The sequence below is a fragment of the Aliiroseovarius sp. PTFE2010 genome (assembly GCF_049943335.1).
Taxonomy (GTDB): Bacteria; Pseudomonadota; Alphaproteobacteria; order Rhodobacterales; family Rhodobacteraceae; genus JBNFVY01.
Genome location: NZ_JBNFVY010000002.1, coordinates 155,525 through 180,302 on the forward strand (window position 1 = coordinate 155,525; position 24,778 = coordinate 180,302).

Below are 24,778 nucleotides of genomic sequence, written 5' to 3' on the forward strand. Positions count from 1 at the left end.
ACCCCTCAGTGCAGTGTGTCACGCGGCCGTTTGTCGCGTGTTCACCACTATAGATAGGTATTGAACACCGTCAGTCCAGTGTGCCGATTGCCGCAGCGGCGCGCGGCGGGCTTGTGAACGGTTCGCCGCAAAGCGCTAGACGGGTCAAAACCCGGGCGCGTCAGAACGCCTCGGGGTGGGCTTCGCGTGCCATGTGATCCAGCACGGCGTTGACGAACTTGGGCTCGCGCCCGTCGGGGAAGAACGCTTTGGCCACATCCACGAATTCAACGATGACCACTTTGGGCGGGGTCTTGTTTTCCACAAGTTCGCCCCCGGCGGCACGAAACAGCGCCCGCAACGTGGGATCGATCCGCCCCAGCGGCCACTTGGCCACCAGCGCGCGGTCGGTCATCTGGTCGATCTTGACTTGTTCGTTCACGGCCATTTCGGTGATCGCGTCGAACAGATCCAGATTGGCTTCGGCCATCTCTTCGCCATCCACAACCGCGCCCATGCGGTAGTCGCGAAATTCGGTGCGCACCTTGTCGACGGTCTGGCCAGCCGCTTCCATCTGGAACAAGGCCTGCACGGCATAGAGCCGCGCGGCCGACTTCATCTGTTTCTTGTCGCTCATGCGCGGGCGGATCCTTCGGCGATCTGGATGGCGTCGGAATGAAAGCCGACGCCCTGTTTCGGACCGCCCCATCTACGCGCCAAGGCGATCAGGTGCAAGGCCGCGGCAGCGGCCCCACCGCCTTTGTTTTGACCCTTGGCTTCGGCCCGGACCACCGCTTGCTGGTGGTTTTCCACCGTCAGTATCCCATTGCCGATGCACAGCCCTTGAAGCCCCAGCAGGGTCAATGCGCGGCTGGAGTCATTGCATACCGTATCGTAGTGGGTGGTTTCGCCGCGGATGACACAACCCAGCGCGACAAACCCGTCGAAATTGCTCAGCCGATCAGCCATGCCGATGGCGCTCGGCACCTCAAGTGCGCCCGGAACTTCGACAAGGTCCCACGTGCCCCCAACGTCTTCGATCACCGCCTTGGCACCTGCCACAAGCTGGTCCGCGATGTCCTTATAATAAGGCGCCACCACGATCAGAAGTTTGACCGGCTTGTCAAAGCTGGGAAGGTCCAGCACGTGATGGGTTTCATTCGATGCCATGAGTCAGCCTTTCGTGATCGCGCGCGTGCCGGTGATCGCCAGCCCGTATGCTTCCAGCCCGACGACCTTGGGCTTGGGATTGTCCGTGATAAGCACCAGTTCATGCAGCCCGAGGGCGGCCAGAATCTGTGCGCCAAGTCCGTACTGCCGCAGGGTTTGGGGCGATTCGGCCCCATCGACGGCCAGCTTCATCGTGGTGTCGCGCAATAGGACGATGACGCCCCGCCCATCTTCGGCAATGACCCGCATCGCGCCTTCGACTTCACCCGGATTCGCGCCAATTCCCAGTACGTCCTCCAACGGGTTGAGCGCGTGCATCCGAACCAGGACCGGATCGGGCGATGAAATATCACCCTGGGAAAGAACGATATGTTCGGCCCCTTGGGTTTCATCGGTGAATATGCGCATCATCCATTCCCCACCGAAGGCAGATGTGACCGACTTGGTGGCGCTTTCGCGAACCAGGTTGTCGTGCCTGCGGCGATAGGCGATCAGGTCGGAAATCGTCCCGATCTTGAGGTTGTGCTTCTGCGCGAAAGCTACCAATTCGGGCAGGCGGGACATCGTCCCGTCTTCATTCATGATCTCGCAGATTACGCCCGCAGGCATCAGCCCTGCCAAACGTGACACGTCGGTGGCCGCCTCGGTATGCCCGGCCCGCACAAGAACGCCGCCGTCCTTTGCGCGCAGCGGGAAAACATGGCCCGGTGTCGCGATGTCTGCGCCCGTCTTGGTGGGGTCGATCGCAACGGCGATGGTCCGGGCCCGATCGTGGGCCGATATCCCGGTACTCACCCCTTCGCGCGCTTCGATCGAAACGGTAAAAGCGGTTTCATGGCGCGAGGAGTTGTTCGACGCCATCAGCGGCAGTCCAAGTGCGTCGATCCGTTCGCCCGGCAGCGTCAGGCAAATCAGGCCGCGCCCGTGGGTGGCCATGAAATTCACCGCTTCGGGCGTGGCCATCTGTGCCGGGATCACCAGATCGCCTTCGTTTTCGCGATCTTCGTGGTCAACAAGGATGAACATCCGGCCGTTGCGGGCATCTTCGATGATCTCTTCGACGGTGGAAATGGCGTCGGAATAGTCGTGCGGTGCGGTATCTGTCATAGTCATCCCTTCGGTCCCCCGCGCACATACCGCATGGGTCGGGGCTTGGCCAGAGAAACGCCGCTGCAAATCAGCCGCATTGCATCATTTTGAATTTTTTTGACCGCAAGCCGACCGCAAACGAAAGTGCTTAGCCAGACACCTCGGCCAGTCGTGCAACGTAACGGGCCAAGGTGTCGATTTCCAGATTGACGCGGTCTCCCACCGCAAGCTGGCCCCATGTCGTCACCTGTTGCGTGTGCGGGATCAGGTTGACGCCGAACTGCGCCCCGTTCACTTCGTTCACGGTCAGCGACGTTCCATTCAACGCCACCGAGCCTTTGGATGCGATATACCGCGCGACGTCCTCAGGGGCGCGAAAAGTGATCCGCGTGCTGTCGCCTTCGTCGCTCATGTCCAGGATTGTAGCGGTCCCATCCACATGACCCGACACGATATGTCCGCCCAGCTCATCCCCGACCCGTAGCGCGCGTTCCAGGTTCAGGTGGTGTCCTTCGCGCCAATCGCCCGCCGTGGACTTGGCCAGAGTTTCCGCCGAAATGTCTACATCGAACCAAGGTTCAGGCTCGCGCCCCGATGCCACAACAGTCAGGCACACACCGTTACAGGCAATCGAAGCACCCAGATCGATATCGTCCACGTCGTAGCCTGTCGCGATGCGCGCGCGCAGATCGCCGCGCTGATCCAGCGATGTAATCCGTCCGATATCGGTAATAATGCCTGTAAACATGGTGCCCTCCGTCCGAGCAAATCGGTAGCGCGCATCAGCCGGATGCGCAACCGTTCAGGTATTCTTAGCGCAAATCGCGCACACTGCCTGAAATTCGTCTGGATCTGGTTTTGGTTCAGGTGACTTGGCCGCAATTTGGCGTAAAAAAGAGGCATGGCTCACATGACTGTCGCGCTTGATAATATTGAAAACAGGTCATTTCTGTTTCTGCAGGGACCGCACGGGCCCTTTTTCCACGCGCTTGGCAAAATGCTGCGAACCGCCGGCGCCCGGGTTTGGCGCGTCGGGTTCAACGCGGGGGACCGCGCGTTCTGGCCAGATCGCGCATCCTACATCGCGTTTTGCGATGCGCCAGAGGCATGGAACGACCGCTTTGACGCAATTGTTGCCGAAAATGACATCACCGACGTTGTTCTCTATGGCGACATACGCCCCCTGCACGCCCAAGCGGTTGAACGCGCCAAAGCGGCGGGACTCACCGTCCACATTTTCGAAGAAGGCTATCTGCGACCCTATTGGGTCAGCTATGAGCGCGGCGGTTCAAACGGGTTTTCAGCCCTGATGGACATGAGCGTCGCGCAAATGAAAGCTGTTCTTGCGCGCTCGGATCACGACAATTTCGAAGTGCCAAGTCATTGGGGCGACTTGCGCCACCACGTGTTCTACGGCGCGCTCTATCACTGGTTCGTCATATTCCGAAACGGCCCCTACGCCAAAACAAAACGCCACAGAGAATTGCCCGTCACAAAGGAATTCTACTTCTATCTCAAGCGTCTATGCCTGATGCCGCTGCATTGGGCCGACCGCGTTCTGGCGACGCGCCGGGTTCGCAACGGCGGCTACCCGTATCATTTGGCACTGCTGCAACTGGAACATGACGCGTCCTTTCAGGCCCATTCGCGCTTTGAAACGATGCCAGAGTTCGTAGAGACCGTAATCGAGGGGTTTGCCAATGGCGCGCCCCGCCATCACCACCTTGTCTTCAAGGCCCATCCGCTAGAGATGGGGCGCAGGAATCTGGCGCAAATCGTGGCGCAAATCGCGCAGACCCACGGCGTTGCGGCCCGTGTGCACTACATTCGCGGGGGTAAATTGGCCCAGCTGCTGGACCACGCACGTTCGGCCGTTACGGTCAATTCGACGGCAGGGCAGCAGGTGCTCTGGCGGGGCCTTCCGCTCAAGGTTTTTGGCGACGCCGTGTATGCCAAGCGCGAATTCGTGTCGACGCAGCCGCTGGACCAATTCTTTGCAGCACCAGCGCGGCCGAACAGTTCGGATTACCGCGATTTTCGCCAGTATCTTCTGGAAACCTCTCAGATTGCCGGCGGATTTTATTCGGCCAGCGGGCGGCGGCAGCTCTTGCGGCAAGTCGTTGATATGATGCTGGCACCGACGGATCCCTATACGGCATTGGAACGCGGCACGGCCACGCCGCGCCCGGCTCTTCGTGCTGTGACCTGAGCACGGATCGCGGCAAGGCGGCAACAGGTGACAGGGCCAAACCCCTTGGTCTGATTCGCCGCGCTGGATTTTAGTCGCGGATTCCCTTACCTTGACAAAAAAAGACCGAGGCAGTTTTCAGGTCGAGGAGACCAGTGCAGTGAAATCCATGACGTCGCGCGCGGCGAAAACCGTCGCATTTCTGGCCCTTGCCGGGCTTCTTGCCGCCTGCGGTCTTCCCAGATCCGGTCCAAGCAAACGCGAGATTTTTGCCGGGTCCGTTCAAAAAGAAGGCGACGCATTCGTCATCACCGTGAACGACAGGGTGACGCGTGCCACCAGCGTTGTTCCCGCGCTCGGGTTTTCTCAGACGTTCATCAACGCAGGGATCGTTGGCTCGGACACGATCCGCCCCGGTGACACACTGGGAATTTCGATCTGGGAAAACGTGGATCGGCCATTGCTTGGGGCGCCCGGAACCCCCGCGACCGCCTTGGAAGAAGTGCAGGTTGATGGCAACGGGTATATCTTTATTCCCTACGCGGGACGCATCAAAGCGTCGGGCAACAGCCCCGAAGCGATCCGCCGCATCATCACCAACAAACTCGAAGCTCAAACACCCGACCCGCAGGTGACGGTCACGCGCCTTGCCGGCGACGGGGCAACGGTTTCGTTGACCGGTGCGATCGGCGCCCAGGGTGTTTATGCCATTGAACGCCCCACCCGCACCCTCACGGCGATGCTGGCCCGGGCTGGCGGCGTATCGGTCGAACCGGAAATCGCCCAGATTACCCTGGTGCGCGGCGATCAAACGGCGACGATCTGGTATGAGGATCTGTATTCCAATCCTGAATTCGACATCGCCCTGCGGGCCGGCGACCGTATCCTGATCGAAGAAGACAAACGGTCCTTTACCGCGATCGGCGCGACCGGTGCACAAAGCCGCGTCCCCTTTGAAACGCAGACGCTCAGCGCCCTGGAAGCCATCGCCACGGTTGGCGGCCTGAATTCGCAACTGGCCGATCCGACCGGCGTCTTTGTCTTTCGAAATGAAACAGCTGAAATCGCCAATGAAGTCTTGGGCACGACCGATCTGACCGGACCGCAACGGATGGTCTACCTTCTGGACCTGACCGAACCGAACGGGGTGTTCCTGGCGCGCGATTTTGTCATCCGCGACCAAGACACCGTCTATGTCACCGAAGCGCCCTTTGTGCAGTGGTCCAAATCATTGGGGGCGATCACTGGATCGCTGACCACGGCCGCGACGATCAACACCCTGGCGGGGAACTGACCCCTTGCCCCGATGAACGGCAAGCCGGACATACCAGCCGCCGGGGAGCATGCTTCCCGGCGGCTTTGCGTCTACACCGCCGGGTTCTTGATAGACAAACGGGTGCGGCGCATCCTGAAACTGGCCGGGTGGGCGCCGCGCCTGGGCATTCCGCGTGATGGTGATGCCGTGGGTGTTTGGGGCCATTCGCCCTATGCGCACCGCGGTGAAACCATGGCCGCGAAACACGGGGCCCCAATCGTGCGGATCGAAGATGCATTCCTTCGGTCGGTGCGCACAGGCCGCGAAGGCGAACCGCCGCTGGGCCTGATTGTCGATCAGCGTGGCATCTATTTTGACGCGTCCAAGCCTTCGGACTTAGAGCATTTGTTGTCCACCCATGCGCTGGACGATACCGCGCTGCTGAACAGGGCCCGCAATTGCGCTGAATGGATCCGATTGTCGCATTTGTCCAAGTATAATGCATTTGATTGCGAAAATTCTGTGCCCGATGCGCCATATGTTCTGGTCATCGACCAAACCAAGGGTGATGCGTCTATCCGCCTTGGGGGCGGGTCGGACGATCTTTTTCGCGAAATGCTGGTCTTCGCGCAACTTGAACATCCTGGCACGAAAATCGTGATCAAAACCCACCCCGAAACGGCCGTCGGACAACGCGCAGGCCATTTCGGACCCGAGGACGCAAACGATCGCGTCCAGATCCTGACCGACCCGGTCAGCCCATGGACGTTGATGGAAGGGGCGGTCGGGGTATATACGGTGTCCTCGACCCTGGGGTTCGAAGCGATCATGGCCGGTCACAAACCGCGCGTCTTTGGCCAGCCCTTCTATGCCGGCTGGGGCTTGACCCAAGACGAAAACCCCGTCCCTCGTCGAACCCGTGGTCTGACCCGCGCACAGCTTTTTGCCGGCGCCATGCTGCTTTACCCGACGTGGTACGATCCCTATCGCGACTGCTTGTGCGAACTGGAAGACGTTCTGGCAACGCTCGAAGCCCAGTCGCGCGCATGGCGCGAGGATCATACAGGCTATGTCGCCCGGAAAATGTCGCTTTGGAAAAGAGCGCCCCTGCGACGGTTCTTTTCCAAACGCGTCACGTTCCTGTCCTCGCGACCGGTGGCACCACCTGTGCCGGGGGGGCCAAAACGCCTGGTTTGGGGGCCGGATGCCGAGCCAGGAGAAATCCGTGTTGAAGATGGGTTCTTGCGCTCGCGCGGGCTGGGGGCATCGCTGGTGCCGCCGCTGTCGTTGATCGCTGATCCCGAGGGCATTTACTTTGATGCCACAAGGCCATCGCGGCTAGAGAAACTGATCGCGCAGCGCGTTGATCTGACGCCAGCGATGAGACATCGCGCCGAGGCATTGCGCCAATCGCTGATCCGAAATCGCCTGACCAAGTACAATCTGGTCAAACCGGCAATCCCTGATTTGCCGCAAGATCGCACGAAGATCCTTGTCGTTGGCCAAGTCGAAACCGATGCGTCGATCCGGCTTGGCTGCAGCGACGTGTCGACCAACCTGGGCCTTCTGGAACGGGCGCGTGGCGAAAACCCCAACGCCTTTTTGGTCTACAAGCCGCATCCTGATGTCGAGGCAGGCCTGCGCAAAGGCAAAACCGATGCCACGGGCCTCGCTGATCTGATCGCCCATGAAACCGACCCGATCAGTTTGCTTGACGCGGTCGACGAGGTTTGGGTTCTGACGTCACTTTTGGGTTTTGAAGCGTTGGTTCGGGGCAAACCGGTGACCACTTTAGGCACCCCCTTTTACGCGGGATGGGGGCTGACCCGCGATTTGGGGCCAGGATCGACCCGGCGAACAGCACGGCCAGATCTTTCCGGATTGATCCACGCAAGTCTGATCGACTATCCGCGCTATTTCGATCCCGAAACCGGCCTGGCTTGCCCGGTCGAAGTCGCGGTCGAGCGTTTGGCGTCAGCAAAGGGGCCGAACATGGGTCTGGGGTTGCGCATCTTGTCCAAAGCCCAAGGGGCCATGGTCAGCATAGCCCCGCGCAAACGCTAATTACGCCGGAACCCAGCGGGACATTACGTCTCCGCCAAGGTCGCATGTATCGCGCAAAGCGAACCGCGGCGCATGGTCCAGCCGATCGATGCCCATCGCCGACAAGCTCGGGCGACCCTCGGCGCCAAGCGCAACACCCGCGGTCATGGTAATCAGGTGGTCCACACACCCCGCATCAATCAAAGACCCGGCCAGCGCCCCGCCCCCTTCGCAAAACACACGGGTCAGACCGCGTTCGGCCAGCGCTTTCAACACGTGGCGCAAGTCCAGATGCCGGGCGTCCGACAATTCGCAAGGTACCAGCTCAGCCCCCGCATCCTTCCAATCCGTTTGGGTTTGGGTCGGGGCATCGTCGCCGTGCACCAGCCAAACTGGAACAGCACGCGCGGTCTGAAAAAGCTTGCCCTTGGGCAGATCAAGACGCCGGCTGATCACGACACGCACGGGCTGGTGGTCGATCCCAAGGTCGCGGACGGTCAGCGACGGATCGTCGGCGCGCGCCGTGCCCGCCCCCACCAGCACCGCGTCATGTGTAGCGCGCAGGGCGTGCACGGTTCGGCGCGCCATCGGGCCGGTAATCCACTGACTTTCGCCTGTTCCGGTCGCGATGCGCCCATCAAGCGAACTGGCAAGTTTGAGCGTGACCATCGGGCGGTTCGCTTCGACGCGGCTCAGGAATCCCTGCAAGTCTTGTCTTGCCCTGTCTTCCAGCACGCCTGTCACAACGTCAATTCCAGCAGAGCGCAAGCGCGAAATCCCCTGCCCGTTGACCCTGGGGTCGGGATCGGGATGGGCCACGACAACCCGGCCGATACCCGCCGCAACCAAGGCATCCGCGCAAGGCGGCGTCTTGCCGTGGTGTGAACATGGTTCCAGCGTGACATAGGCGGTTGCGCCCTGCGCCTGGTGACCTGCCTGCGCCAGAGCACGGACTTCCGCGTGGGGCCGCCCCCCTGGCGCCGTCCAACCGCGGCCAACAATGCGTCCATCGCGGACAATCACGCAACCAACGGCAGGGTTCGGCCAAACGCGGCCAAGACCACGCCGACCCAACGCCAGGGCGTGGGCCATATGGGCCGTGTCAGACATGGGGATTATTCTTCCTTGGCCGTTGGCGGGCGCAATTCGCTGACAAACTTGTCAAAGTCATCAGCGGCTTGGAAATTCTTGTAAACGCTCGCAAATCGCACATACGCGACCGTGTCGATCCGGGCCAGGCTTTCCATGACGATCTCGCCGATCGTTTTCGACGGGATGTCGGTTTCGCCCATGCTTTCCAGCCGCCGAACAATGCCCGAGATCATCTGATCCATGCGTTCAGGTTCAACAGGGCGCTTTTGCAGAGCGATACGGATTGAGCGCTCGAGCTTGTCGCGATCAAAATCTTCGCGCCGACCGTTCGATTTGACGACGACCAGGTCGCGTAGCTGCACCCGCTCGTACGTCGTGAAACGGCCGCCACAAGCCGAGCAAAATCTGCGCCGACGAATGGCAACATGATCCTCAGCCGGTCGGCTATCCTTCACCTGAGTATCGACATTTCCGCAAAATGGACAGCGCATGGTGCACCCTTATCCCTGGTCCCGCCTTGGTTCTAGGGGTAGGCCCCTAGTTATCCACACGCACTATAGGATGGCAGCCATAGTTTGGGTAGAGGCTTATTTGCCCCCCAAGATCGTGCGGTCATGGTACCCAGGTTTGCGCCCATGGCATCAACGCAGCATCGCGACGACAGAGCGTTGATGCGGACGGTTTCTGTGTTCGAACAGGTACACGCCTTGCCAAGTGCCCAAGGCCAATGCGCCATCCAGCACCGGGATCGACACATGCGTGGGCAACAGCGCCGCCTTGATATGCGCAGGCATGTCGTCTGGTCCCTCGTATGTGTGCGTCAGATACGCCATGCTGGGATCCGTCGTCGGCGGGACCAGTTTATGAAAGAACGCCTGAAGATCCGTCTGCACTTCCGGATCCGCATTTTCCTGTATGACAAGGCTGGCCGATGTATGTCGGACGAAAAGAGTAAGCAATCCCTCGGACGTTTCTTGGCGGGCGACCCAGCGGGCAACATCGTCGGTAAACTCGTACAGGCCTGGCCCGGACTTCGGGATGGAAAACTGCGTGTTCATTCACTCTCTATGGGTGCAGGACCAGAACGATGTCAAACATGACTGTCGCCAATATTGCGCGGCGTTCTAACCCTTGTCGCGCAAGACACAAACAACACTAGGCCCCGTGAAAGGCGTCGTTGCCGCCGGCTGCAAATGCGCGGTCGGTGGAACCGGGGATGTGGTCAGCACCTGTTCAACCGTGACCCTGCAACGCGCCAGATCTTCTGCGGAAACTTCGATCTCAACCACGCCCGGCTCAAGGTGCTCTTCGGTCAGTGGCACGTATGGAGATGCCACTGCGCTGGAAGAAACAGATACGATAAATGTCAAAATCGCGGCTATCCGGGTCATGTTCGTCCTTCCTTTGTTGAAAGGATAACACGAGCCCGGCGATTTAGTTTCATAGACACGGCATTTACACGCGAAACACAGCGTTTCGGCGGCTATTTCGCCAATCTCGCCCTATGCAATATACACCACAAAAGGCGCCTATCCACGATCGCAGCCCCCCTATTGATCGAGGAAACTGCGCAACTTGCGGCTACGGCTTGGATGTTTGAGTTTGCGTAGCGCTTTCGCCTCAATCTGGCGAATCCGTTCGCGCGTGACGCTAAACTGCTGGCCCACCTCTTCCAGCGTATGATCGGTGTTCATACCTATTCCAAAGCGCATCCGAAGGACGCGTTCTTCGCGTGGGGTAAGCGATGCCAGTACCCGCGTCGTTGTTTCCTTCAGATTCTCTTGAATGGCGGAATCCAGCGGCAAGATCGCGTTCTTGTCCTCGATGAAATCGCCGAGCTGGCTGTCTTCTTCGTCGCCGATCGGAGTTTCGAGGCTGATTGGCTCTTTGGCGATTTTCATCACCTTGCGAACTTTTTCCAGCGGCATCTGCAGCTTTTCTGCCAGTTCCTCAGGCGTGGGTTCGCGACCGATCTCGTGCAGCATTTGGCGCCCGGTGCGCACCAGCTTGTTGATCGTTTCGATCATGTGGACCGGGATACGGATCGTACGCGCCTGATCCGCGATCGACCTGGTGATGGCCTGACGGATCCACCAAGTGGCATAGGTGCTGAACTTGTAGCCACGGCGGTATTCGAACTTGTCCACCGCTTTCATGAGGCCGATGTTGCCCTCTTGGATCAAATCGAGGAATTGCAGACCGCGGTTCGTGTATTTCTTGGCGATGGAAATCACCAGGCGCAGGTTCGCTTCGACCATTTCCTTCTTGGCCTGACGGGCTTCCTTTTCACCCTTCTGAACCTGCTGGACGATGCGGCGGAATTCGCTGATATCGACGCCGACGTATTGACCGACCTGGGCCATTTCGGCGCGCAGCTCTTCAATCTTGGGCGTAAACCGTTCGATCAGCATGGTCCATCCACGGCCCGGCTTTTCGGCCATGCGCTCCAACCACGTTGGATCCAACTCGGCGCCGCGATATTCATCGATGAATTCGCGGCGGTTGATCCGGGCCTGGTCCGCCAGTTTGACCATGTTGCTGTCGATCGACATGATCCGGCGGTTGATGCCGTACAGCTGGTCGATCAGCGCTTCAATCCGGTTGTTGTGCAGGTGCAACTCGTTCACCAGCATGACGATTTCCGAGCGCAGTTTCTGGTATTCAGCTTCGTCGGCGTCGCTGAACGAACCGTCTTCGTTCAGTGTCGCGCTCATGCGCTGATCCTGCATTTCAGACAGCAGCGAATAATCGTGGGCGATGACTTCCAGTGTTTCCAGAACCCGCGGTTTCAAAGCGGCTTCCATCGCGGCCAAGGACATATTGGCCTGATCGTCCTCGTCGTCGTCATCGTCGGACTGGATCGGGTTACCGTCGGCGTCCAGTTCAGGCTGGTCTTCTTTTTTCTCGGCCGGCGCCGATGGCGTCGTGTCGACATTCACGTTCCCGACGACGCTTTCGACATCGTCTTCGTCCCCATCGACCCCCGAGCCGAACGTCGCTTCAAGATCGATCACGTCGCGAAGCAGGATGTCTTCGGACAAAAGTTCGTCGCGCCAGATCGTAATCGCCTGGAAAGTCAGCGGGCTTTCGCACAGCCCGGCGATCATGGTATTTCGGCCCGCCTCAATCCGTTTGGCGATCGCGATTTCACCTTCGCGGCTCAGCAGTTCAACCGACCCCATTTCGCGCAGGTACATGCGCACCGGATCGTCGGTGCGGTCCAGCTTTTCGGTTTCGCCACTGGTCGTCGCGACTTCACCGCTCTTGGACGAGGCATCAACAAGTTCAGTCGAACCCTTCTTGCCCTCTTCTTCCTCGGCTTCTTCGTCTTCGATGATGTTGATGCCCATTTCGGACAACATCGACATCACGTCTTCGATTTGCTCGGACGATACCTGTTCAGGCGGCAATACAGCGTTCAACTGATCGTAGGTGATGTAACCCTTCTCACGGGCCTCGGCGATCATCTTCTTGACGGCGGCCTGACTCATGTCCAGCGACATGCCGTCGCTTTGATCGTCCTGCTGACGTTCGTCGTTGTCCTTTGCGGCCATTCGGCGCTCCTTCGCTGACGGTCAACCCATCGTGGGCGAATCACCCGTTACCTGATTCGCTCGAACATATCCCACGAATCACTGATTCGCACGTTGGTTTACCGTTGTTTCCTTACCAATACCCGATCCGACCCTGGCTCTATCCGGACTCTGAGCCACCGTTTTGACCGATCTTGTTTAACAGTTCGTCCAGTGCGTTGCGTTCCGCACGATCCAGTAACAATCCGTTAGGGGCCCTTTCATAGACGGTCTTGTCCTCATCCTCTGACCGGGCCGCGCGATTTCGGGCTTCGGCGGCTTGTTGCAAACGCCATGTCAGACCCTCGTCATCCTCGGGCAATACTGCGATATCAAGTTCCGCCTCGCTCAACTCACGCAGCATGCCGCGCGCGGCGGTAAGCTTGGCAAGTTCTTCAGCGACGCATTGGGTTGCGATGTCGACATCTCCTGGTGCCCGCACTGCGGGGCTGATCTGGACATGGCGCAAGGCATAGAGCGATTCAAGGGCGTCACGGCCACATATTTGTTCAAGTCGGCCCTGGACGTCATTCGGCGCGGTATCGATACAGACAAGCAGCGCCGCCCGGATCGCTTCATGTTCGGGGGTCGATACGTCCAGCGTTTCCAGCGCGCTTTCGAAGGTCTCGATGATGGCGGGTGTCGCCACAAGGCTGGCAAGGATCACCGCTTCGCGCAGACGTTCTTCAATGCCCGCATCCGTGCGCGCCAGCGGGCTTTGCACAGCGCCTGGCGTTGCCGGTTCGGGCGCGCCGCGCGGGCGCCAAGTGCGGGCGGGGCCGGTATTCCCGCGCCGCCCCCGGAAAAGCTGAAAGCGAAGTTCCTTGATCGCCTCGCCGTAGTGCCGTTTGACTGACGGATCGGGGATTTTCGCGATGGCGTCGCGCAGGGACCGGTCCAGCGCGGCGCGCCGTTCGGGGCTGTCGAACACGCGGCCTTCGGTTTCCCGCTGCCAAAGCAGATCGACCATCGGGCGCGCCTGATCCAGTGCCGCCTGCATGGCGGCTGCCCCCTTTGCCTTGATCAGGTCATCCGGGTCCAGCCCATCTGGCATGACGCAAAACCGCAGCGACTTGCCGACTTGCAATTGTGGCAGGGCAAGATCGATCAACCGCATCGCGGCGCGCTGTCCGGCCTTGTCCCCGTCCAACGTGATGATCGGCTCGTCTGCAATGCGCCACATCAAGTGCAGCTGATCTTCGGTGATCGCGGTGCCCAATGGGGCCACGGTGGCGCCGAACCCGGCCTCGGCCAACGCGATGACATCCATGTACCCTTCGGCCACCACCAAGGGCTGCCCCTTGCCGGCCGCTTCGCGCGCAGGGCCATGATTGTACAAAGATCGCCCCTTGTCGAAGAGTAGAGTTTCGTTTCCATTCAGGTACTTGGCCCGCGCATTCGGGTCCATCGCCCGCCCGCCAAAGGAAATGCAGCGGCCACGCGCGTCGCGGATCGGGAACATGATGCGCCCGCGGAAACGATCATAGGGCGCGCCGCCGTCGTCGGGTGGGATCGCAAGCCCGCAGTCTACGATCATCTGCGGATCGACCCCCTGCCCCTTGAGATGCTCAATCACACCATGGCGCTGGTTGGGGGCAAAGCCGATGTCCCACCGCGCCTGCGCTTCAGGGCCCAGACCACGCCCCGCCAGGTAATCACGCGCCTCGGCGCCCGCCCCGCCTGCCAGCATCAGCCGATAGTGGCGTACCGCCTGCTCCATGACGTCAGCCATCTCGGTGCGCCGGTCGGCCCGCTCTTGCGCTTTGGGATCGGCTTTCGGCACGGGCATGCCGGCCTCGCGCGCCAGGATTTCGACGGCCTCCATGAAACTCACATTTTCCGTTTCGCGAACGAAACTGATCGCATCGCCCTTCGCATGGCAGCCGAAGCAGTAATAGAATCCCTTTTGATCCATCACATGAAACGATGCCGTTTTCTCATGGTGAAACGGGCATGGTGCCCACATGTCGCCGCGCGCCTGATTGGATTTGTGCTTGTCCCACATGACTTTGCGCCCGACCACTTGGGACAGGGACACGAGGGTACGCAATTCATCCAGAAAACCGGGGGGCAGACTCATGGCGCAAGTATCGTTTCCCGCGTCACAACTGTCCAGACACGGCGCGCTGATCCGCGGTTAATCCGCTGGCAAGACCTGTGGCAGGAAGATCAAGAGCTTTCGGCGGGCTTCACCCGTATCTGGCGGCGATTGTTTACGGTTTATTAAACAATCCCGCAGGCCCAGTTCCAAGTGTTTCCAAAACAGATTGTTCTTGTCGGAAATGGAACGGGTTTCGCCATATTTCCGCCACGCGGCGATGCTGTTTTGGGCTTGGCCGGAAGTGTGTGGTCCGGCGTGTGGGGCGCTGCGAATGGGAAAGGGTTAGCGATGACGCGCAAGGCGACAACCACGAGCAAGGCCGAATTGGCGCAAGGCAACCTGCGTCGGCAGGCGGCCCCCTTGCGCAGGGCACACCACGCCGCAGCGCGGTTCCGCAAAGACGAAAGCGGGTCGCTCATCATCTTTTCCCTTTTCATATTCGTTCTGATCCTGATGACGGGCGGCATGGCCGTTGACATCATGCGTTACGAAAGCGCCCGCACGAACGTGCAGAACACGATCGACCGGGCGGTGCTGGCCGCTGCTGACCTTGATCAGGTTTCTGACGCCGAAGCCGTGGTCGACGACTATTTCGCCAAGGCCGGGCTGGGCCATCTGGACCCGCAAACCCAGGATCTGACCGACGACCTGACCTATTCGACCGTGACGACCACGGTCGACGCCAAGGTCGACACGATTTTCATGAAGAACCTGGGGATCGAATACCTGGGCGCGAATTCGGGATCGGTCGCGGAAGAGCGGGTGTCCGAGATCGAAATTGCGCTGGTGCTGGATGTATCCGGGTCAATGGGCAGCAACAACCGGCTGACCAATATGAAAACAGCCGCCAAAGACTTTGTCGACACCGTATTCGAAAATGCCGAAGACGGCACGATGACCGTGTCGTTGGTCCCGTACAGCACGCAAGTGAATGCAGGAGCAGGCATCATGACGCGGCTCGAACGGCGCAACGCCCAACCCTATCTGTACTGCGCCACGTTCGAAGATGACGACTTCACGACCACCACGGTGCCGCCTGTTGGCAACGTGCTGAATGAATCGATCATCCAGACGTCGCATGTCGATATGCAGACGATCTACAAGAGCAGCGAAAATAGCGGGCGATACTGGAATTCAAGCAAGATGAACTGTTCGACCCAAGCCGCGCTGGAAATTTTGCCGCTGGCAGACGATCCATTCGTTATCAAACCCCGGATCGAGAGTTTGTCGGCGGGGGGCTGGACTTCGATCGACCTTGGAATCAAGTGGGGCGTCGCAATGCTAGACCCGTCGTTCCAGTCCGTCGTGACCGGCTTGATCGCCGACGGCGCCGTCGACGCCGCGCATCAGGGCAAGCCCGCGAAATACACCGGCAACCAAGCCATGAAAGTGCTGGTGGTGATGACCGACGGCGCCAATACGCGCCAGTACTGGTTGCCCGAAGAATTGGGATCGGGGCCCAGCAATGTCTGGATCAATCCGGACAACGACCGGCTCTACGTGTTCAAGAATTCGACTTCGTGCAACAACGATCTGAACAGGAACAACTGCTGGTACAGCGCCTATAACGGAAATTACTACAGGACCACGGACCTGATCGATGCCTTCGTCAGTCCGGGCGACCGCGGTGGCATCAACGATTTGTCGGACTTCCAGGCCCATTCAAGCCTCAATCGCTTTGGCTATGTCGACCTGTGGCACACGTATACGGAAAACTACATCGCGTATCTGTATGGAAAGATCGGTGTGAACGGCTGGGACTACTACAGCTGGGACGAGTACATGTACAACTACTACGACCAGCCAAAAAAAGACGCTCGGATGAAAGCGATCTGCGACGCCGCCAAGGACACCGGCAAGATTGTGATCTTCACCATCGGATTTGAAGTCAGCGACAGCGATGCCACCGTGATGGAGTATTGCGCGTCCAGTGAATCGCATTTCCACCGCGTGGCCGGCACCCAGTTGCAAACGGCCTTCGCCGAAATCGCCAACAAGATCTCTCAACTTCGCCTGGTGCAGTAAACATGGTCTCCTGGTTCAAATCAAAGTTCGGCGCCTGGCGCAAAGATGAACGGGGCACGGTGACGGTTGAATTCGTTATCCTGTTTCCTGTCTTTGTGACCATCTTGCTGTCTGGCATCGAAATCGGCGTTCTCATGTCGCGCCAGACCATGCTGGAACGTGGCGTCGATCTGGCCGTGCGCGAATTGCGCCTTGGCATCATCGACGGCGGCAGCGACGACAAGTTGACCGAAGACGATGTGCGCAAGGCAATCTGCAATCATTCCGGCATTCTCAAAGATTGCTTCAATTCAATGCACATGGACCTGATGGTCATTTCGACCAATACATTCAATCTGCCCAAATCCAGCGCAACCTGTCTGGATAAATCGGACGGGGCGATCAAACCCAACGTGGATTTCGATGCGGGCATCCAGAACGACCTGATGATCATCCGGGCCTGCTTCGTCGTTGACCCGTTCTTTCCGACTTCTGCCCTGGGGGCTCAACTGCCGCGGGATGCTGCCGGCAACTACCAACTCGTCAGCATGTCCGCCTTTGTAAACGAGCCGAGCTAATGACCATGTGTACCAAAATCCAGCAACGAATTCGCGCGTTTCGTAACGGGGCTGAAGGATCGATGTCTGTCGAAGCGGTCCTTATTATTCCCCTTCTTCTATGGGCTTACACGGCGATGTTCGTTTACTTTGATGCATTTCGCGCCCGTAACGAAGCCGAAAAGGCCTCCTTTGTGATTTCGGATGCGTTGACCCGCGTGACCGAGGGGGTCGACGAAAGCTACATCGACGGAATGCAGAAAACCTTCGACTTTCTGAACAACCACGATGACGACAGCAGGCTACGCGTGACCGAAGTTCAGTGGATCGAAACAGACCCCGACAGTGGCGACGGCCAGTATGAAGTCACCTGGTCCTATTCGACTGAAAACAAGCTACCCAAGCTGACCAATGCCGATCTGATCAGCCTCAAGTCCAAGATCCCGAACCTCGTCCATGGCGAAAGACTGGTGATCGTTGAAACCAAATCCAAATGGGAGCCGCTGTTTCAGGTCGGCCTTGATCAACGCGACTTCGAATTCTTCGTCCCCTCTTCCCCGCGCTTTGCCTCCAAAGTGGCATGGGAAGGCGCCGAAACGGCAATCGGCGACGAGATCACGAACCCTGACTATGTCGCATCCGACGATGCCGATCTCGAGGACGAAGAGGACGACACCGAATACGTCAAAAAGTCGAAGAAAAAGCGCAGAAAATGGGGTTTCTTCTGACGCATGACAGACAAACCCCGGCCCACGGCCGGGGTTTTCATTTCGGCCCCAGACCGGCCCGCATCATTTCAATCGCCTCGGCCATAATCTTGCCTTCGTGTGCGCGCGTTACCCCACCAAGACCCAATCGTTTACCAACGCGCCACCACAGGCCCGGCGCCCATGCCAGTGGTTGCTTGTCGTTCAGGACCAGCGTGAACCCTTGCGATGGCTTGGATGCGAACGGACCGCGCGCAATGGACTGGATTTGTGACACGTGAACCAGGGCCTGCCCGCCAGCCCCGCCTTCTCCGATCGTCCCATCGCTGTGCAACACGATCCCGTGCGCCGTGGCCCGCCAGCACTTCACGGCCAGCCAGACCGCTGCCGCCCCGAAGGCGCAAAGCGCCAAACGCGCAAGGGCGGATGCGTCACCAGCTGCCACGCCCAGATTTATGCTGAGCCCGCCAAGGGTCACCAGTACGACAACAGCTGCGCCACGCCGCATGGGCGAAGGTGTCAGTGCAGCCACAACATGCCTTTGTTCGGTCTGTGTCATCATGCCCCTACTGCCCGACGTACCATATTCCAATAGATGCGTTCCACACGGTCGCGGCTCAGCCGCCCGCCCTCACGGTACCACGTGTTGACACCCGTCAGCATGGCAATAACCGCCATCATGGCCAACTTGGTGTCCGGGGTGGAAAATTCGCCCACCGCATCACCTTCGGCCAAGATTTTCTCAAGACTGTCCTCGTAGCGTTTTCGCAGCCGTTCGATTTCCGCAAAGTTGTCAGGTGTCAGATTCCGCAGCTCCATGTAGGAAATAAAGACCGCATCCGCGCGCGCCAGGTTGAAACGGATGTGAAACCGGGTAAACGCCTGCAATGCCTCTGTCGGGGTATTGCCGCGCGGCTCTTGCGCCCAGTCCTCAAGCAAATCGGTCATATGCGTGCGCATCAAGTCGAACAGCAATGTCTGCTTGTCGGGCGTATAAAGATATAGTGCGCCCGCCTGAACGCCCACTTCGCGCGCGATCTGACGCATCGAAACGGCAGCGAATCCTTGCTTGGCGAACAGGCGCAAGGCGGCATCGCGTACCTTTGGAGCAGTCTTTTCAGAATGAGAGCCTGTTTTTCTTGCCATACAGACTTGTTAACTGAACGATCGTTCAGTGCAAGTGCGACCACCTTGCTGGAGGCATCCAACAAACGCTATATCTCACCCAGATCATTCGGAGCCGCCATGCGCATTCGCCACTTTCTTTTCCTTGCCGTCCTGGCTGGCTGCGCAGAGTTTCCCGATCTTGATCGGGCGATCAGCCCGTCAGCGCGCGCGGCCAGCTACCCGCAAATCGCGCCGTTGGACGGCACATTGATGCCAGAGCCCGAAGAGACCGACGCAGGCCTGGTCGCTCTTGCTAACCGTGCCGCGGCGCTGCGGGCCCGCGCCGAGCGTTTGCGCGGCACACCGATCGAATAGCGTCTTACCGCATTGCGCCTGCGCGCCGGTTTGGCTAACACCCCCCAGACCCCAAACCGCCACGGAGACCGACATGACACAAGCCCCACTGCGCCTCGGCATCGCCGGTCTTGGGACCGTGGGTGTTGGCACCCTGCGGATCGTCAACCGTCACGCCGAACTGCTGGCCGCACGTGCCGGGCGGCCCATCGAAATCACGGCTGTTTCTGCGCGTAACCGCGACAAGGATCGCGGCGTGTCGATCCAGCCCTTCGCCTGGGAAGATGATCCCGTCGCGCTGGCGCGGCGCGACGATTTGGATGTGTTCGTCGAACTCATGGGCGGGGCGGACGGCCCGGCCAAGGCCGCGACCGAAGCGGCATTGTCCGCCGGCAAGGATGTGGTGACTGCGAACAAGGCAATGCTGGCGATCAATGGCCAGAGCTTGGCCGAATTGGCAGAAGAAAACGGACGCGTCATCCGGTTTGAGGCGGCGGTCGCGGGCGGCATCCCTGTGATCAAGGCGCTGACCGAAGGGCTGGCCGGGAACCAGGTCACGCGGGTCATGGGCGTGATGAACGGCACCTGCAACTACATTCTGACGCGCATGGAAAACGAAGGCCTGAGCTATGACGAGGTTTTCGATGCCGCCAACCAGCTGGGCTTTCTGGAAGCCGACCCGACCCTGGACGTGGGCGGGATCGATGCGGGGCACAAGCTGGCGCTGCTTGCAACCATCGCATTCGGAACGAAAGTGGCCTTTTCTGACATGGTTCTGGAAGGGATCGAGCGGATCACCATCGAGGACATCGAGCAGGCCGCCGATATGGGCTTTCGCATCAAGCTGCTGGGCGTGGCGCAAATGACTCCGCGCGGCCTGGAACAGCGCATGCAGCCGTGCCTTGTTCCGGCAGCCTCCCCCCTCGGCCAGCTCGAGGGCGCAACCAACATGACAGTGCTTGAAGGCGACGCAGTCGGTCAAATCGTGCTGCGCGGCGCAGGCGCAGGCGAAGGGCCGACGGCCAGCGCCGTTATGGGCGATGTGATGGACATCGCGCGCGGATTCCGCACCCCGACATTTGGACGGCCCGCTTCAGGGCTGGCTGATAGCGTGCCGGCACAGACGGCAATTCCCGCCCCCTATTACCTGCGCATGTCGCTCGTGGATGAACCCGGCGCACTGGCCAAGATCGCCACTGTTCTTGGCGAACAGGGAATATCCATCGACCGGATGCACCAATATGGCCACCGTCAGGACAGCGCGCCGGTTCTGTTTGTCACCCACAAGACGGACCGCGCATCAATCGACGCCTCGCTTGCCAAGATGGGCGACACAGGGGTGATCGCATCAGCGCCCGTTGCGATCCGGATCGAAGACGTCTGACCCGTCGGCAGAAATTTTCGTTCTTGATCAGTGCCCTTGGATCGCGCCATTGGTATCCAATGGTCTTTGCTTGACCGCCTGATCCATCGCACGTGGCTAGGGGATGGCCCACCCCCCCCCTGCGCCCCGCGACAACCGTCTGGCCGCGCGCGCCCACACTGTTCCCGCATCAAAACACTCATGACCGGTGCGCTCCAACGCCTGATGATGGCGTATTTGATGCTTCGCGGTCGCTTGCCGGCGGTCTGTTCGCGACTGCTTGCGGACTGGGCCACGCAGGCGCGGGTCAGCGACCGTGCCCTGCTGGGATACAATTGGGCTCGCTGTGGGGGCATTGATCAGCAAAGTTGGTAGTCCTTGCGGCGCAATGCGCCCCAGCCATGACAGGCGCCCAAGCGTTAGCGCAAACGTCTGCGCAGTGGCTTTTCGCGCTTGCAGCAGGCTGATAGACAGGCGCCAACAAGTTCACATCAAAGGATTTCCCCATGGCCGCCACCATCGACTTTAACGACCGCATGCTGTCTCTGGGCTTGGCCCGGGTCTCTGAAGCGGCGGCCATGGCTTCGGCCAAGCTTGTGGGGCGCGGCGATGAAAAAGCGGCCGACCAAGCCGCTGTCAACGCCATGCGCGACCAGTTGAACATGCTGGACATCCAAGGCGTCGTCGTGATCGGCGAAGGGGAACGCGACGAAGCACCTATGCTGTTCATCGGCGAAGAAGTGGGCACCGGAAAAGGCCCGGCGGTGGATATCGCGCTCGATCCGCTGGAAGGCACCACGCTGACGGCCAAGGATATGCCGAACGCGCTGACCGTGATTGCCATGGCACCGCGCGGCACGCTCTTGCACGCGCCGGACGTTTACATGGACAAGCTGGCCATCGGTCCGGGTTACAACAAAAACGTCGTCAGTCTGGACATGTCGCCCAAAGAGCGCGTGGCGGCACTAGCCAAGGCGCGGGGCTGCAACGATGACGATATCACCGTCTGTGTGCTGGAACGTCCGCGCCACGAAAACATGATCGAAGAGCTGCGTTCAACCGGCGCAGCAATCCGCCTGATCACTGACGGGGACGTGGCGGGCGTGATCCACTGCGCCGAGCACGAGATCACCGGCATCGATATGTACATGGGATCGGGCGGCGCACCCGAGGGCGTGTTGGCGGCAAGCGCGCTGAAATGCATGGGCGGCCAGATGTGGGGCAAGCTGCTATTTCGCAATGATGACGAACGCGCTCGCGCAGCCAAGGCCGGCATCACCGATCTGGACAGGGTGTACTCGCGCGATGAACTGGTGACCCAGGACGTGATCTTCGCAGCCACCGGCGTGACAGACGGGTCTGTCGTGAAAGGGATCAAACGCGAGCCGGGCTTTTTGGAGACCGAAACGATCCTCATGCGTTCGAAAACCGGTTCGGTACGGCGCATGGTTTACCGGAATCCGGTCTAAGGGAACGCGTTGGGAATTGGTTTCCAAACAGGCTTCGATGACCCCTTTGGGGACCGCATACTAACCCTGTCGCCCAGTTGACCGCCAAGCGTTTGCTGGAACACTGGCGCGCCCAGAGCGCGCCGGTAGGCTAGGTCCGGCATGTAACAAGCGCGCCGGCCAGCCCGCTGCGCGGTGCAGTCTGCCAGCCGCGCGCCATCGGCGGAATCCGGGGCGACGAAATCCCAAGCTAAGCCTTGCCATCCGTTCTGGTCTTGGGCAAACCCGGTCCATGGCTGACTTCCTTGATGTTTCATGTTCGCTTACCGGACGCCGATGGGTTGGTCCGTCGGCCGAGGACGACCGCCTTTCTGAAGCGCTGGAACAGAAAACCGGGCTGCCGGGGCCAATCGCCCGAATTCTGGCCGCACGCGGCATCGGCGCGGATGAAGCCGACACTTATCTGGCCCCAACGCTGCGGGCCCTGCTGCCCGATCCGATGGTACTGCGCGACATGAGCGCGGTGGCTGTGCGGTTCATTTCCGCAATTGAACGGAAAGAGCGCATCGCGATCTTTGCCGACTACGACGTCGACGGCGGCGCCTCTGCCGCCCTATTGATCACCTGGCTGCGCGATATGGGCCTGGCCAGCACACTGTATATTCCCGATCGGATCGACGAAGGCTATGGACCGAACGACGCTGCGATGTCCGATCTTGCCCGCGCGCACGATCTGATCATTTGCGTCGATTGCGGCACGCTGAGCCATGATGCGATTGCTGCCGCACGCGGCGCGGATGTCATCGTTCTGGACCACCATCTGGGCGGTGAAACGCTGCCCTCTTGCGTTGCCGTGGTCAATCCGAACCGGCAGGACGAAACCGGCGATTTGGCCCATCTGTGCGCCGCCGCTGTGGTCTTTTTACTTTTGGTCGAAGTGACCCGTCGCCTGCGCGGGACCCGCAATACACCTGATCTGATGTGCTTGCTGGACCTTGTGGCGCTGGCGACCGTGGCCGATGTTGCCCCGCTGATCGGTGTGAACCGGGCCTTTGTGCGCACCGGGCTGAGCGTGATGGCGCGGCGCGAACGCCCTGGGCTGACAGCACTGTGCGATGTGGCGCGCATGGACACTGCGCCCACGTCTTATCATTTGGGGTTCCTGCTGGGGCCGCGGATCAATGCCGGGGGACGCATCGGACAGGCGGATCTGGGCGCACGGTTGTTGGCAACCGATGATCCGCGTGAGGCGCAGCGCCTTGCCGAACGGCTGGACGCGCTGAACGGCGAACGACGCGAAATCGAAGCTGCGGTCCGCGACGCCGCGATGGAGCAGGCCGAGGCCCGCGGTCTGGACAAACCGCTGGTATGGGCCGCATCCGAAGGATGGCATCCCGGTGTTGTCGGTATCGTCGCGTCCCGTCTGAAAGAGGCCACAAACCGACCCGCGATCGTGATCGGGTTTGATGGCGCTGAAGGCAAGGGATCGGGGCGGTCCATCCCGGGCGTCGATCTGGGCGCCTGCATTCAACGTTTGGCCGCCGAGGGGCTGTTGGTCAAAGGGGGGGGCCACAAGATGGCGGCTGGCCTGACCGTCATGCGCGATCAACTCGAACCCGCGATGGACCGCCTGTCCGACCTGCTGGCAAAGCAGGGTGCAGGTGACGCAGGTCCCGCTGACCTCAAGTTGACCGGTCTGATGATGCCCGGCGCTGCAACTGTCGAAATGATCGATCAGCTGGAAAAGGCAGGGCCCTATGGGGCTTCGGCCCCTGCCCCCAGATTCGTCTTTCCTGACGTGAAGATCGACTTTGCGAAACGGGTCGGGGCCAACCACCTGAAAATCCGGTTCTCTGATGGCATGGGACACGCGCTAGAGGCGATTTCCTTTGGGGCGTTCGACAGCCAGCTTGGGCCAAATCTGGATGCACACGGCGGAAAACGTTTTCATCTTGCCGGCCGGTTGGAAAACAACGTTTGGAATGGCCGTTTGACCCCCCAGATGCGCCTTGAGGACGCCGCGCCGTGCACATAGGTCGACATTATGAACGCTGGCCAAGATTTTTTGAATGACGCGCGTTTTTCGGTCGTTTTACCTCTTGCCAGCGCCCCCGCCTTTGCGTATTCAGCGCCCCACACCAAGAGTGGCCCGTTCGTCTATCGGTTAGGACGCCAGGTTTTCAACCTGGAAAGAGGGGTTCGATTCCCCTACGGGCTGCCACTTTTTTCTCTGCACAATTTTCCCCAGCACAAATCGCCTGACACATTGCGACGGCACTGCGCCAGCGAATGCAAACGACTGTTTCAATTGGATGGGCAACGATTTGAGCTGTGAGCAAGCTGTTCATTCACCTTGCTTTGCTGAAAAACACTCGTCCGAAACACCGAAACGTTTTGGCACGCTCCCACGATCTTCAGTCGCGCTGACCCGGAAAAGTTGCGGACAGATGCCTGCCACGCCTGTTTAAGGAACATCGTCGTTGGCGGTGTTGGCCCCGTTCAGGGCCTTGAAGGTATCTCAACTCTGCGGCCCTATCCGACCACCGCATGAGACATTTCCCCCTAAAGGGTTAGCGCAATCGCTTTGCCAGGCGCCGATCACATCGATTGCTTATTTGCGCACTGTGGGCCGCCGACCAGGGACTCTGCCACGGCTTTTCCGCGAATAATCCGCTTAGCACTTACACCACCCAAGGCCCCGTCACAGCCGAATTCGTCAAGAGCGGTATTGTCGGCCGCGATGACTGCA

Annotated in this window: 22 protein-coding genes and 1 tRNA gene; 11 read left to right on the plus strand and 12 right to left on the minus strand. The window is 59.9% G+C overall.

The genetic code is table 11. From position 1 onward, the window contains the following. Positions 1-160 precede the first annotated feature (160 nt). The 4 genes from nusB to ACP2AV_RS04645 all read right to left on the minus strand — a co-directional run bounded on the left by nusB (position 161) and on the right by ACP2AV_RS04645 (position 2,986). Entirely contained in the window at positions 161-616 is a 456-nt protein-coding gene (gene nusB, locus ACP2AV_RS04630) for a transcription antitermination factor NusB (protein WP_426371514.1), read from the minus strand. Next, complete coding sequence (locus tag ACP2AV_RS04635) at positions 613-1,149, minus strand: 6,7-dimethyl-8-ribityllumazine synthase (protein ID WP_426371515.1); 537 nt, start codon at positions 1,147-1,149, stop codon at positions 613-615. The genes nusB and ACP2AV_RS04635 overlap by 4 nt, the downstream gene beginning before the upstream one ends. A 3-nt stretch (positions 1,150-1,152) precedes the next feature. Next, entirely contained in the window at positions 1,153-2,256 is a 1,104-nt protein-coding gene (gene ribB / locus ACP2AV_RS04640; protein WP_426371516.1) for a 3,4-dihydroxy-2-butanone-4-phosphate synthase, read from the minus strand. Between the two features lie 130 nt (positions 2,257-2,386). Continuing rightward, positions 2,387-2,986, minus strand: coding sequence for a riboflavin synthase (locus tag ACP2AV_RS04645; protein ID WP_426371517.1), 600 nt, complete (start codon positions 2,984-2,986; stop codon positions 2,387-2,389). 162 nt (positions 2,987-3,148) lie between these two features. Here ACP2AV_RS04645 and ACP2AV_RS04650 point away from each other — a divergent pair, with 162 nt between their 5' ends. The 3 genes from ACP2AV_RS04650 (at position 3,149) to ACP2AV_RS04660 (ending at position 7,745) form a co-directional block, all read left to right on the plus strand. Then, positions 3,149-4,447, plus strand: a complete 1,299-nt coding sequence (locus ACP2AV_RS04650) for a capsule biosynthesis protein (protein ID WP_426371518.1) — start codon at positions 3,149-3,151, stop codon at positions 4,445-4,447. A gap of 148 nt (positions 4,448-4,595) precedes the next feature. Continuing rightward, the gene (locus ACP2AV_RS04655; RefSeq protein ID WP_426371784.1) at positions 4,596-5,720 is read left to right on the plus strand and encodes a polysaccharide biosynthesis/export family protein; all 1,125 of its coding nucleotides are present in this window, start codon (positions 4,596-4,598) and stop codon (positions 5,718-5,720) included. Positions 5,721-5,732: 12 nt separating this feature from the next. Further along, positions 5,733-7,745 carry a capsular polysaccharide biosynthesis protein gene (locus tag ACP2AV_RS04660; protein WP_426371519.1) on the plus strand — a complete coding sequence of 671 codons (2,013 nt, stop codon included), beginning with the start codon at positions 5,733-5,735 and terminating at the stop codon, positions 7,743-7,745. Here ACP2AV_RS04660 and ribD read toward each other — a convergent pair whose 3' ends face one another. From ribD to dnaG, 6 genes are all read right to left on the minus strand, one after another. Next, positions 7,746-8,834, minus strand: coding sequence for a bifunctional diaminohydroxyphosphoribosylaminopyrimidine deaminase/5-amino-6-(5-phosphoribosylamino)uracil reductase RibD (ribD, locus tag ACP2AV_RS04665; RefSeq protein ID WP_426371520.1), 1,089 nt, complete (start codon positions 8,832-8,834; stop codon positions 7,746-7,748). A 5-nt stretch (positions 8,835-8,839) separates the two neighbouring features. After that, entirely contained in the window at positions 8,840-9,307 is a 468-nt protein-coding gene (gene nrdR / locus ACP2AV_RS04670; protein ID WP_426371521.1) for a transcriptional regulator NrdR, read from the minus strand. A gap of 150 nt (positions 9,308-9,457) precedes the next feature. Further along, entirely contained in the window at positions 9,458-9,874 is a 417-nt protein-coding gene (locus ACP2AV_RS04675; RefSeq protein WP_426371522.1) for a secondary thiamine-phosphate synthase enzyme YjbQ, read from the minus strand. Positions 9,875-9,940: 66 nt separating this feature from the next. Beyond that, complete coding sequence (locus ACP2AV_RS04680; RefSeq protein ID WP_426371523.1) at positions 9,941-10,207, minus strand: hypothetical protein; 267 nt, start codon at positions 10,205-10,207, stop codon at positions 9,941-9,943. A 159-nt stretch (positions 10,208-10,366) separates the two neighbouring features. Beyond that, positions 10,367-12,370, minus strand: coding sequence for an RNA polymerase sigma factor RpoD (gene rpoD, locus ACP2AV_RS04685; protein WP_426371524.1), 2,004 nt, complete (start codon positions 12,368-12,370; stop codon positions 10,367-10,369). 139 nt (positions 12,371-12,509) lie between these two features. Beyond that, positions 12,510-14,468: a DNA primase gene (gene dnaG / locus ACP2AV_RS04690; protein WP_426371525.1), complete on the minus strand. Its 1,959-nt coding sequence runs from the start codon at positions 14,466-14,468 to the stop codon at positions 12,510-12,512. Between the two features lie 309 nt (positions 14,469-14,777). On the opposite strand from dnaG, the gene ACP2AV_RS04695 reads away from it, so the two are divergent. From ACP2AV_RS04695 to ACP2AV_RS04705, 3 genes are read left to right on the plus strand one after another with little or no spacing between them, the layout of a single operon-like run. Continuing rightward, entirely contained in the window at positions 14,778-16,514 is a 1,737-nt protein-coding gene (locus ACP2AV_RS04695; RefSeq protein WP_426371526.1) for a pilus assembly protein TadG-related protein, read from the plus strand. 2 nt (positions 16,515-16,516) lie between these two features. Continuing rightward, a complete protein-coding gene (locus tag ACP2AV_RS04700) occupies positions 16,517-17,071 on the plus strand; it encodes a TadE/TadG family type IV pilus assembly protein (protein WP_426371527.1) in 555 nt (184 codons plus the stop codon). Between the two features lie 5 nt (positions 17,072-17,076). Next, positions 17,077-17,778: a TadE/TadG family type IV pilus assembly protein gene (locus ACP2AV_RS04705; protein ID WP_426371528.1), complete on the plus strand. Its 702-nt coding sequence runs from the start codon at positions 17,077-17,079 to the stop codon at positions 17,776-17,778. 37 nt (positions 17,779-17,815) lie between these two features. Here the strand turns inward: ACP2AV_RS04705 and ACP2AV_RS04710 are convergent, their stop codons facing one another. Together ACP2AV_RS04710 and ACP2AV_RS04715 are read right to left on the minus strand one after the other, a co-directional pair. Then, on the minus strand, positions 17,816-18,319 hold the full coding sequence (locus tag ACP2AV_RS04710) for a hypothetical protein (protein WP_426371529.1): 504 nt from the start codon (positions 18,317-18,319) through the stop codon (positions 17,816-17,818). Beyond that, on the minus strand, positions 18,316-18,903 hold the full coding sequence (locus ACP2AV_RS04715; protein WP_426371530.1) for a TetR/AcrR family transcriptional regulator: 588 nt from the start codon (positions 18,901-18,903) through the stop codon (positions 18,316-18,318). Before ACP2AV_RS04715 ends, ACP2AV_RS04710 begins: the two co-directional genes overlap by 4 nt. 99 nt (positions 18,904-19,002) lie before the next feature. On the opposite strand from ACP2AV_RS04715, the gene ACP2AV_RS04720 reads away from it, so the two are divergent. The 5 genes from ACP2AV_RS04720 (at position 19,003) to ACP2AV_RS04740 (ending at position 24,250) form a co-directional block, all read left to right on the plus strand. After that, positions 19,003-19,239: a hypothetical protein gene (locus ACP2AV_RS04720; RefSeq protein ID WP_426371531.1), complete on the plus strand. Its 237-nt coding sequence runs from the start codon at positions 19,003-19,005 to the stop codon at positions 19,237-19,239. Between the two features lie 73 nt (positions 19,240-19,312). Continuing rightward, positions 19,313-20,602: a homoserine dehydrogenase gene (locus ACP2AV_RS04725; protein WP_426371532.1), complete on the plus strand. Its 1,290-nt coding sequence runs from the start codon at positions 19,313-19,315 to the stop codon at positions 20,600-20,602. 485 nt (positions 20,603-21,087) lie between these two features. Then, on the plus strand, positions 21,088-22,050 hold the full coding sequence (gene glpX / locus ACP2AV_RS04730; protein WP_426371533.1) for a class II fructose-bisphosphatase: 963 nt from the start codon (positions 21,088-21,090) through the stop codon (positions 22,048-22,050). Positions 22,051-22,321: 271 nt separating this feature from the next. Then, positions 22,322-24,064: a single-stranded-DNA-specific exonuclease RecJ gene (gene recJ, locus ACP2AV_RS04735; RefSeq protein ID WP_426371534.1), complete on the plus strand. Its 1,743-nt coding sequence runs from the start codon at positions 22,322-22,324 to the stop codon at positions 24,062-24,064. 111 nt (positions 24,065-24,175) lie between these two features. Beyond that, positions 24,176-24,250: transfer RNA gene (locus ACP2AV_RS04740), tRNA-Glu, on the plus strand. The last annotated feature ends 528 nt before the right edge of the window (positions 24,251-24,778 follow it).

Excerpts from the sequence above, each read along its gene's own strand:
- nusB (WP_426371514.1), bottom strand. The coding sequence starts at position 616 with ATGAGCGACAAGAAACAGATGAAGTCGGCCGCGCGGCTCTATGCCGTG.
- ACP2AV_RS04635 (WP_426371515.1), bottom strand. The coding sequence starts at position 1,149 with ATGGCATCGAATGAAACCCATCACGTGCTGGACCTTCCCAGCTTTGAC.
- ribB (WP_426371516.1), bottom strand. The coding sequence starts at position 2,256 with ATGACAGATACCGCACCGCACGACTATTCCGACGCCATTTCCACCGTC.
- ACP2AV_RS04645 (WP_426371517.1), bottom strand. The coding sequence starts at position 2,986 with ATGTTTACAGGCATTATTACCGATATCGGACGGATTACATCGCTGGAT.
- ACP2AV_RS04650 (WP_426371518.1), top strand. The coding sequence starts at position 3,149 with ATGACTGTCGCGCTTGATAATATTGAAAACAGGTCATTTCTGTTTCTG.
- ACP2AV_RS04655 (WP_426371784.1), top strand. The coding sequence starts at position 4,596 with ATGACGTCGCGCGCGGCGAAAACCGTCGCATTTCTGGCCCTTGCCGGG.
- ACP2AV_RS04660 (WP_426371519.1), top strand. The coding sequence starts at position 5,733 with ATGAACGGCAAGCCGGACATACCAGCCGCCGGGGAGCATGCTTCCCGG.
- ribD (WP_426371520.1), bottom strand. The coding sequence starts at position 8,834 with ATGTCTGACACGGCCCATATGGCCCACGCCCTGGCGTTGGGTCGGCGT.
- nrdR (WP_426371521.1), bottom strand. The coding sequence starts at position 9,307 with ATGCGCTGTCCATTTTGCGGAAATGTCGATACTCAGGTGAAGGATAGC.
- ACP2AV_RS04675 (WP_426371522.1), bottom strand. The coding sequence starts at position 9,874 with ATGAACACGCAGTTTTCCATCCCGAAGTCCGGGCCAGGCCTGTACGAG.
- ACP2AV_RS04680 (WP_426371523.1), bottom strand. The coding sequence starts at position 10,207 with ATGACCCGGATAGCCGCGATTTTGACATTTATCGTATCTGTTTCTTCC.
- rpoD (WP_426371524.1), bottom strand. The coding sequence starts at position 12,370 with ATGGCCGCAAAGGACAACGACGAACGTCAGCAGGACGATCAAAGCGAC.
- dnaG (WP_426371525.1), bottom strand. The coding sequence starts at position 14,468 with ATGAGTCTGCCCCCCGGTTTTCTGGATGAATTGCGTACCCTCGTGTCC.
- ACP2AV_RS04695 (WP_426371526.1), top strand. The coding sequence starts at position 14,778 with ATGACGCGCAAGGCGACAACCACGAGCAAGGCCGAATTGGCGCAAGGC.
- ACP2AV_RS04700 (WP_426371527.1), top strand. The coding sequence starts at position 16,517 with ATGGTCTCCTGGTTCAAATCAAAGTTCGGCGCCTGGCGCAAAGATGAA.
- ACP2AV_RS04705 (WP_426371528.1), top strand. The coding sequence starts at position 17,077 with ATGTGTACCAAAATCCAGCAACGAATTCGCGCGTTTCGTAACGGGGCT.
- ACP2AV_RS04710 (WP_426371529.1), bottom strand. The coding sequence starts at position 18,319 with ATGATGACACAGACCGAACAAAGGCATGTTGTGGCTGCACTGACACCT.
- ACP2AV_RS04715 (WP_426371530.1), bottom strand. The coding sequence starts at position 18,903 with ATGGCAAGAAAAACAGGCTCTCATTCTGAAAAGACTGCTCCAAAGGTA.
- ACP2AV_RS04720 (WP_426371531.1), top strand. The coding sequence starts at position 19,003 with ATGCGCATTCGCCACTTTCTTTTCCTTGCCGTCCTGGCTGGCTGCGCA.
- ACP2AV_RS04725 (WP_426371532.1), top strand. The coding sequence starts at position 19,313 with ATGACACAAGCCCCACTGCGCCTCGGCATCGCCGGTCTTGGGACCGTG.
- glpX (WP_426371533.1), top strand. The coding sequence starts at position 21,088 with ATGGCCGCCACCATCGACTTTAACGACCGCATGCTGTCTCTGGGCTTG.
- recJ (WP_426371534.1), top strand. The coding sequence starts at position 22,322 with ATGGCTGACTTCCTTGATGTTTCATGTTCGCTTACCGGACGCCGATGG.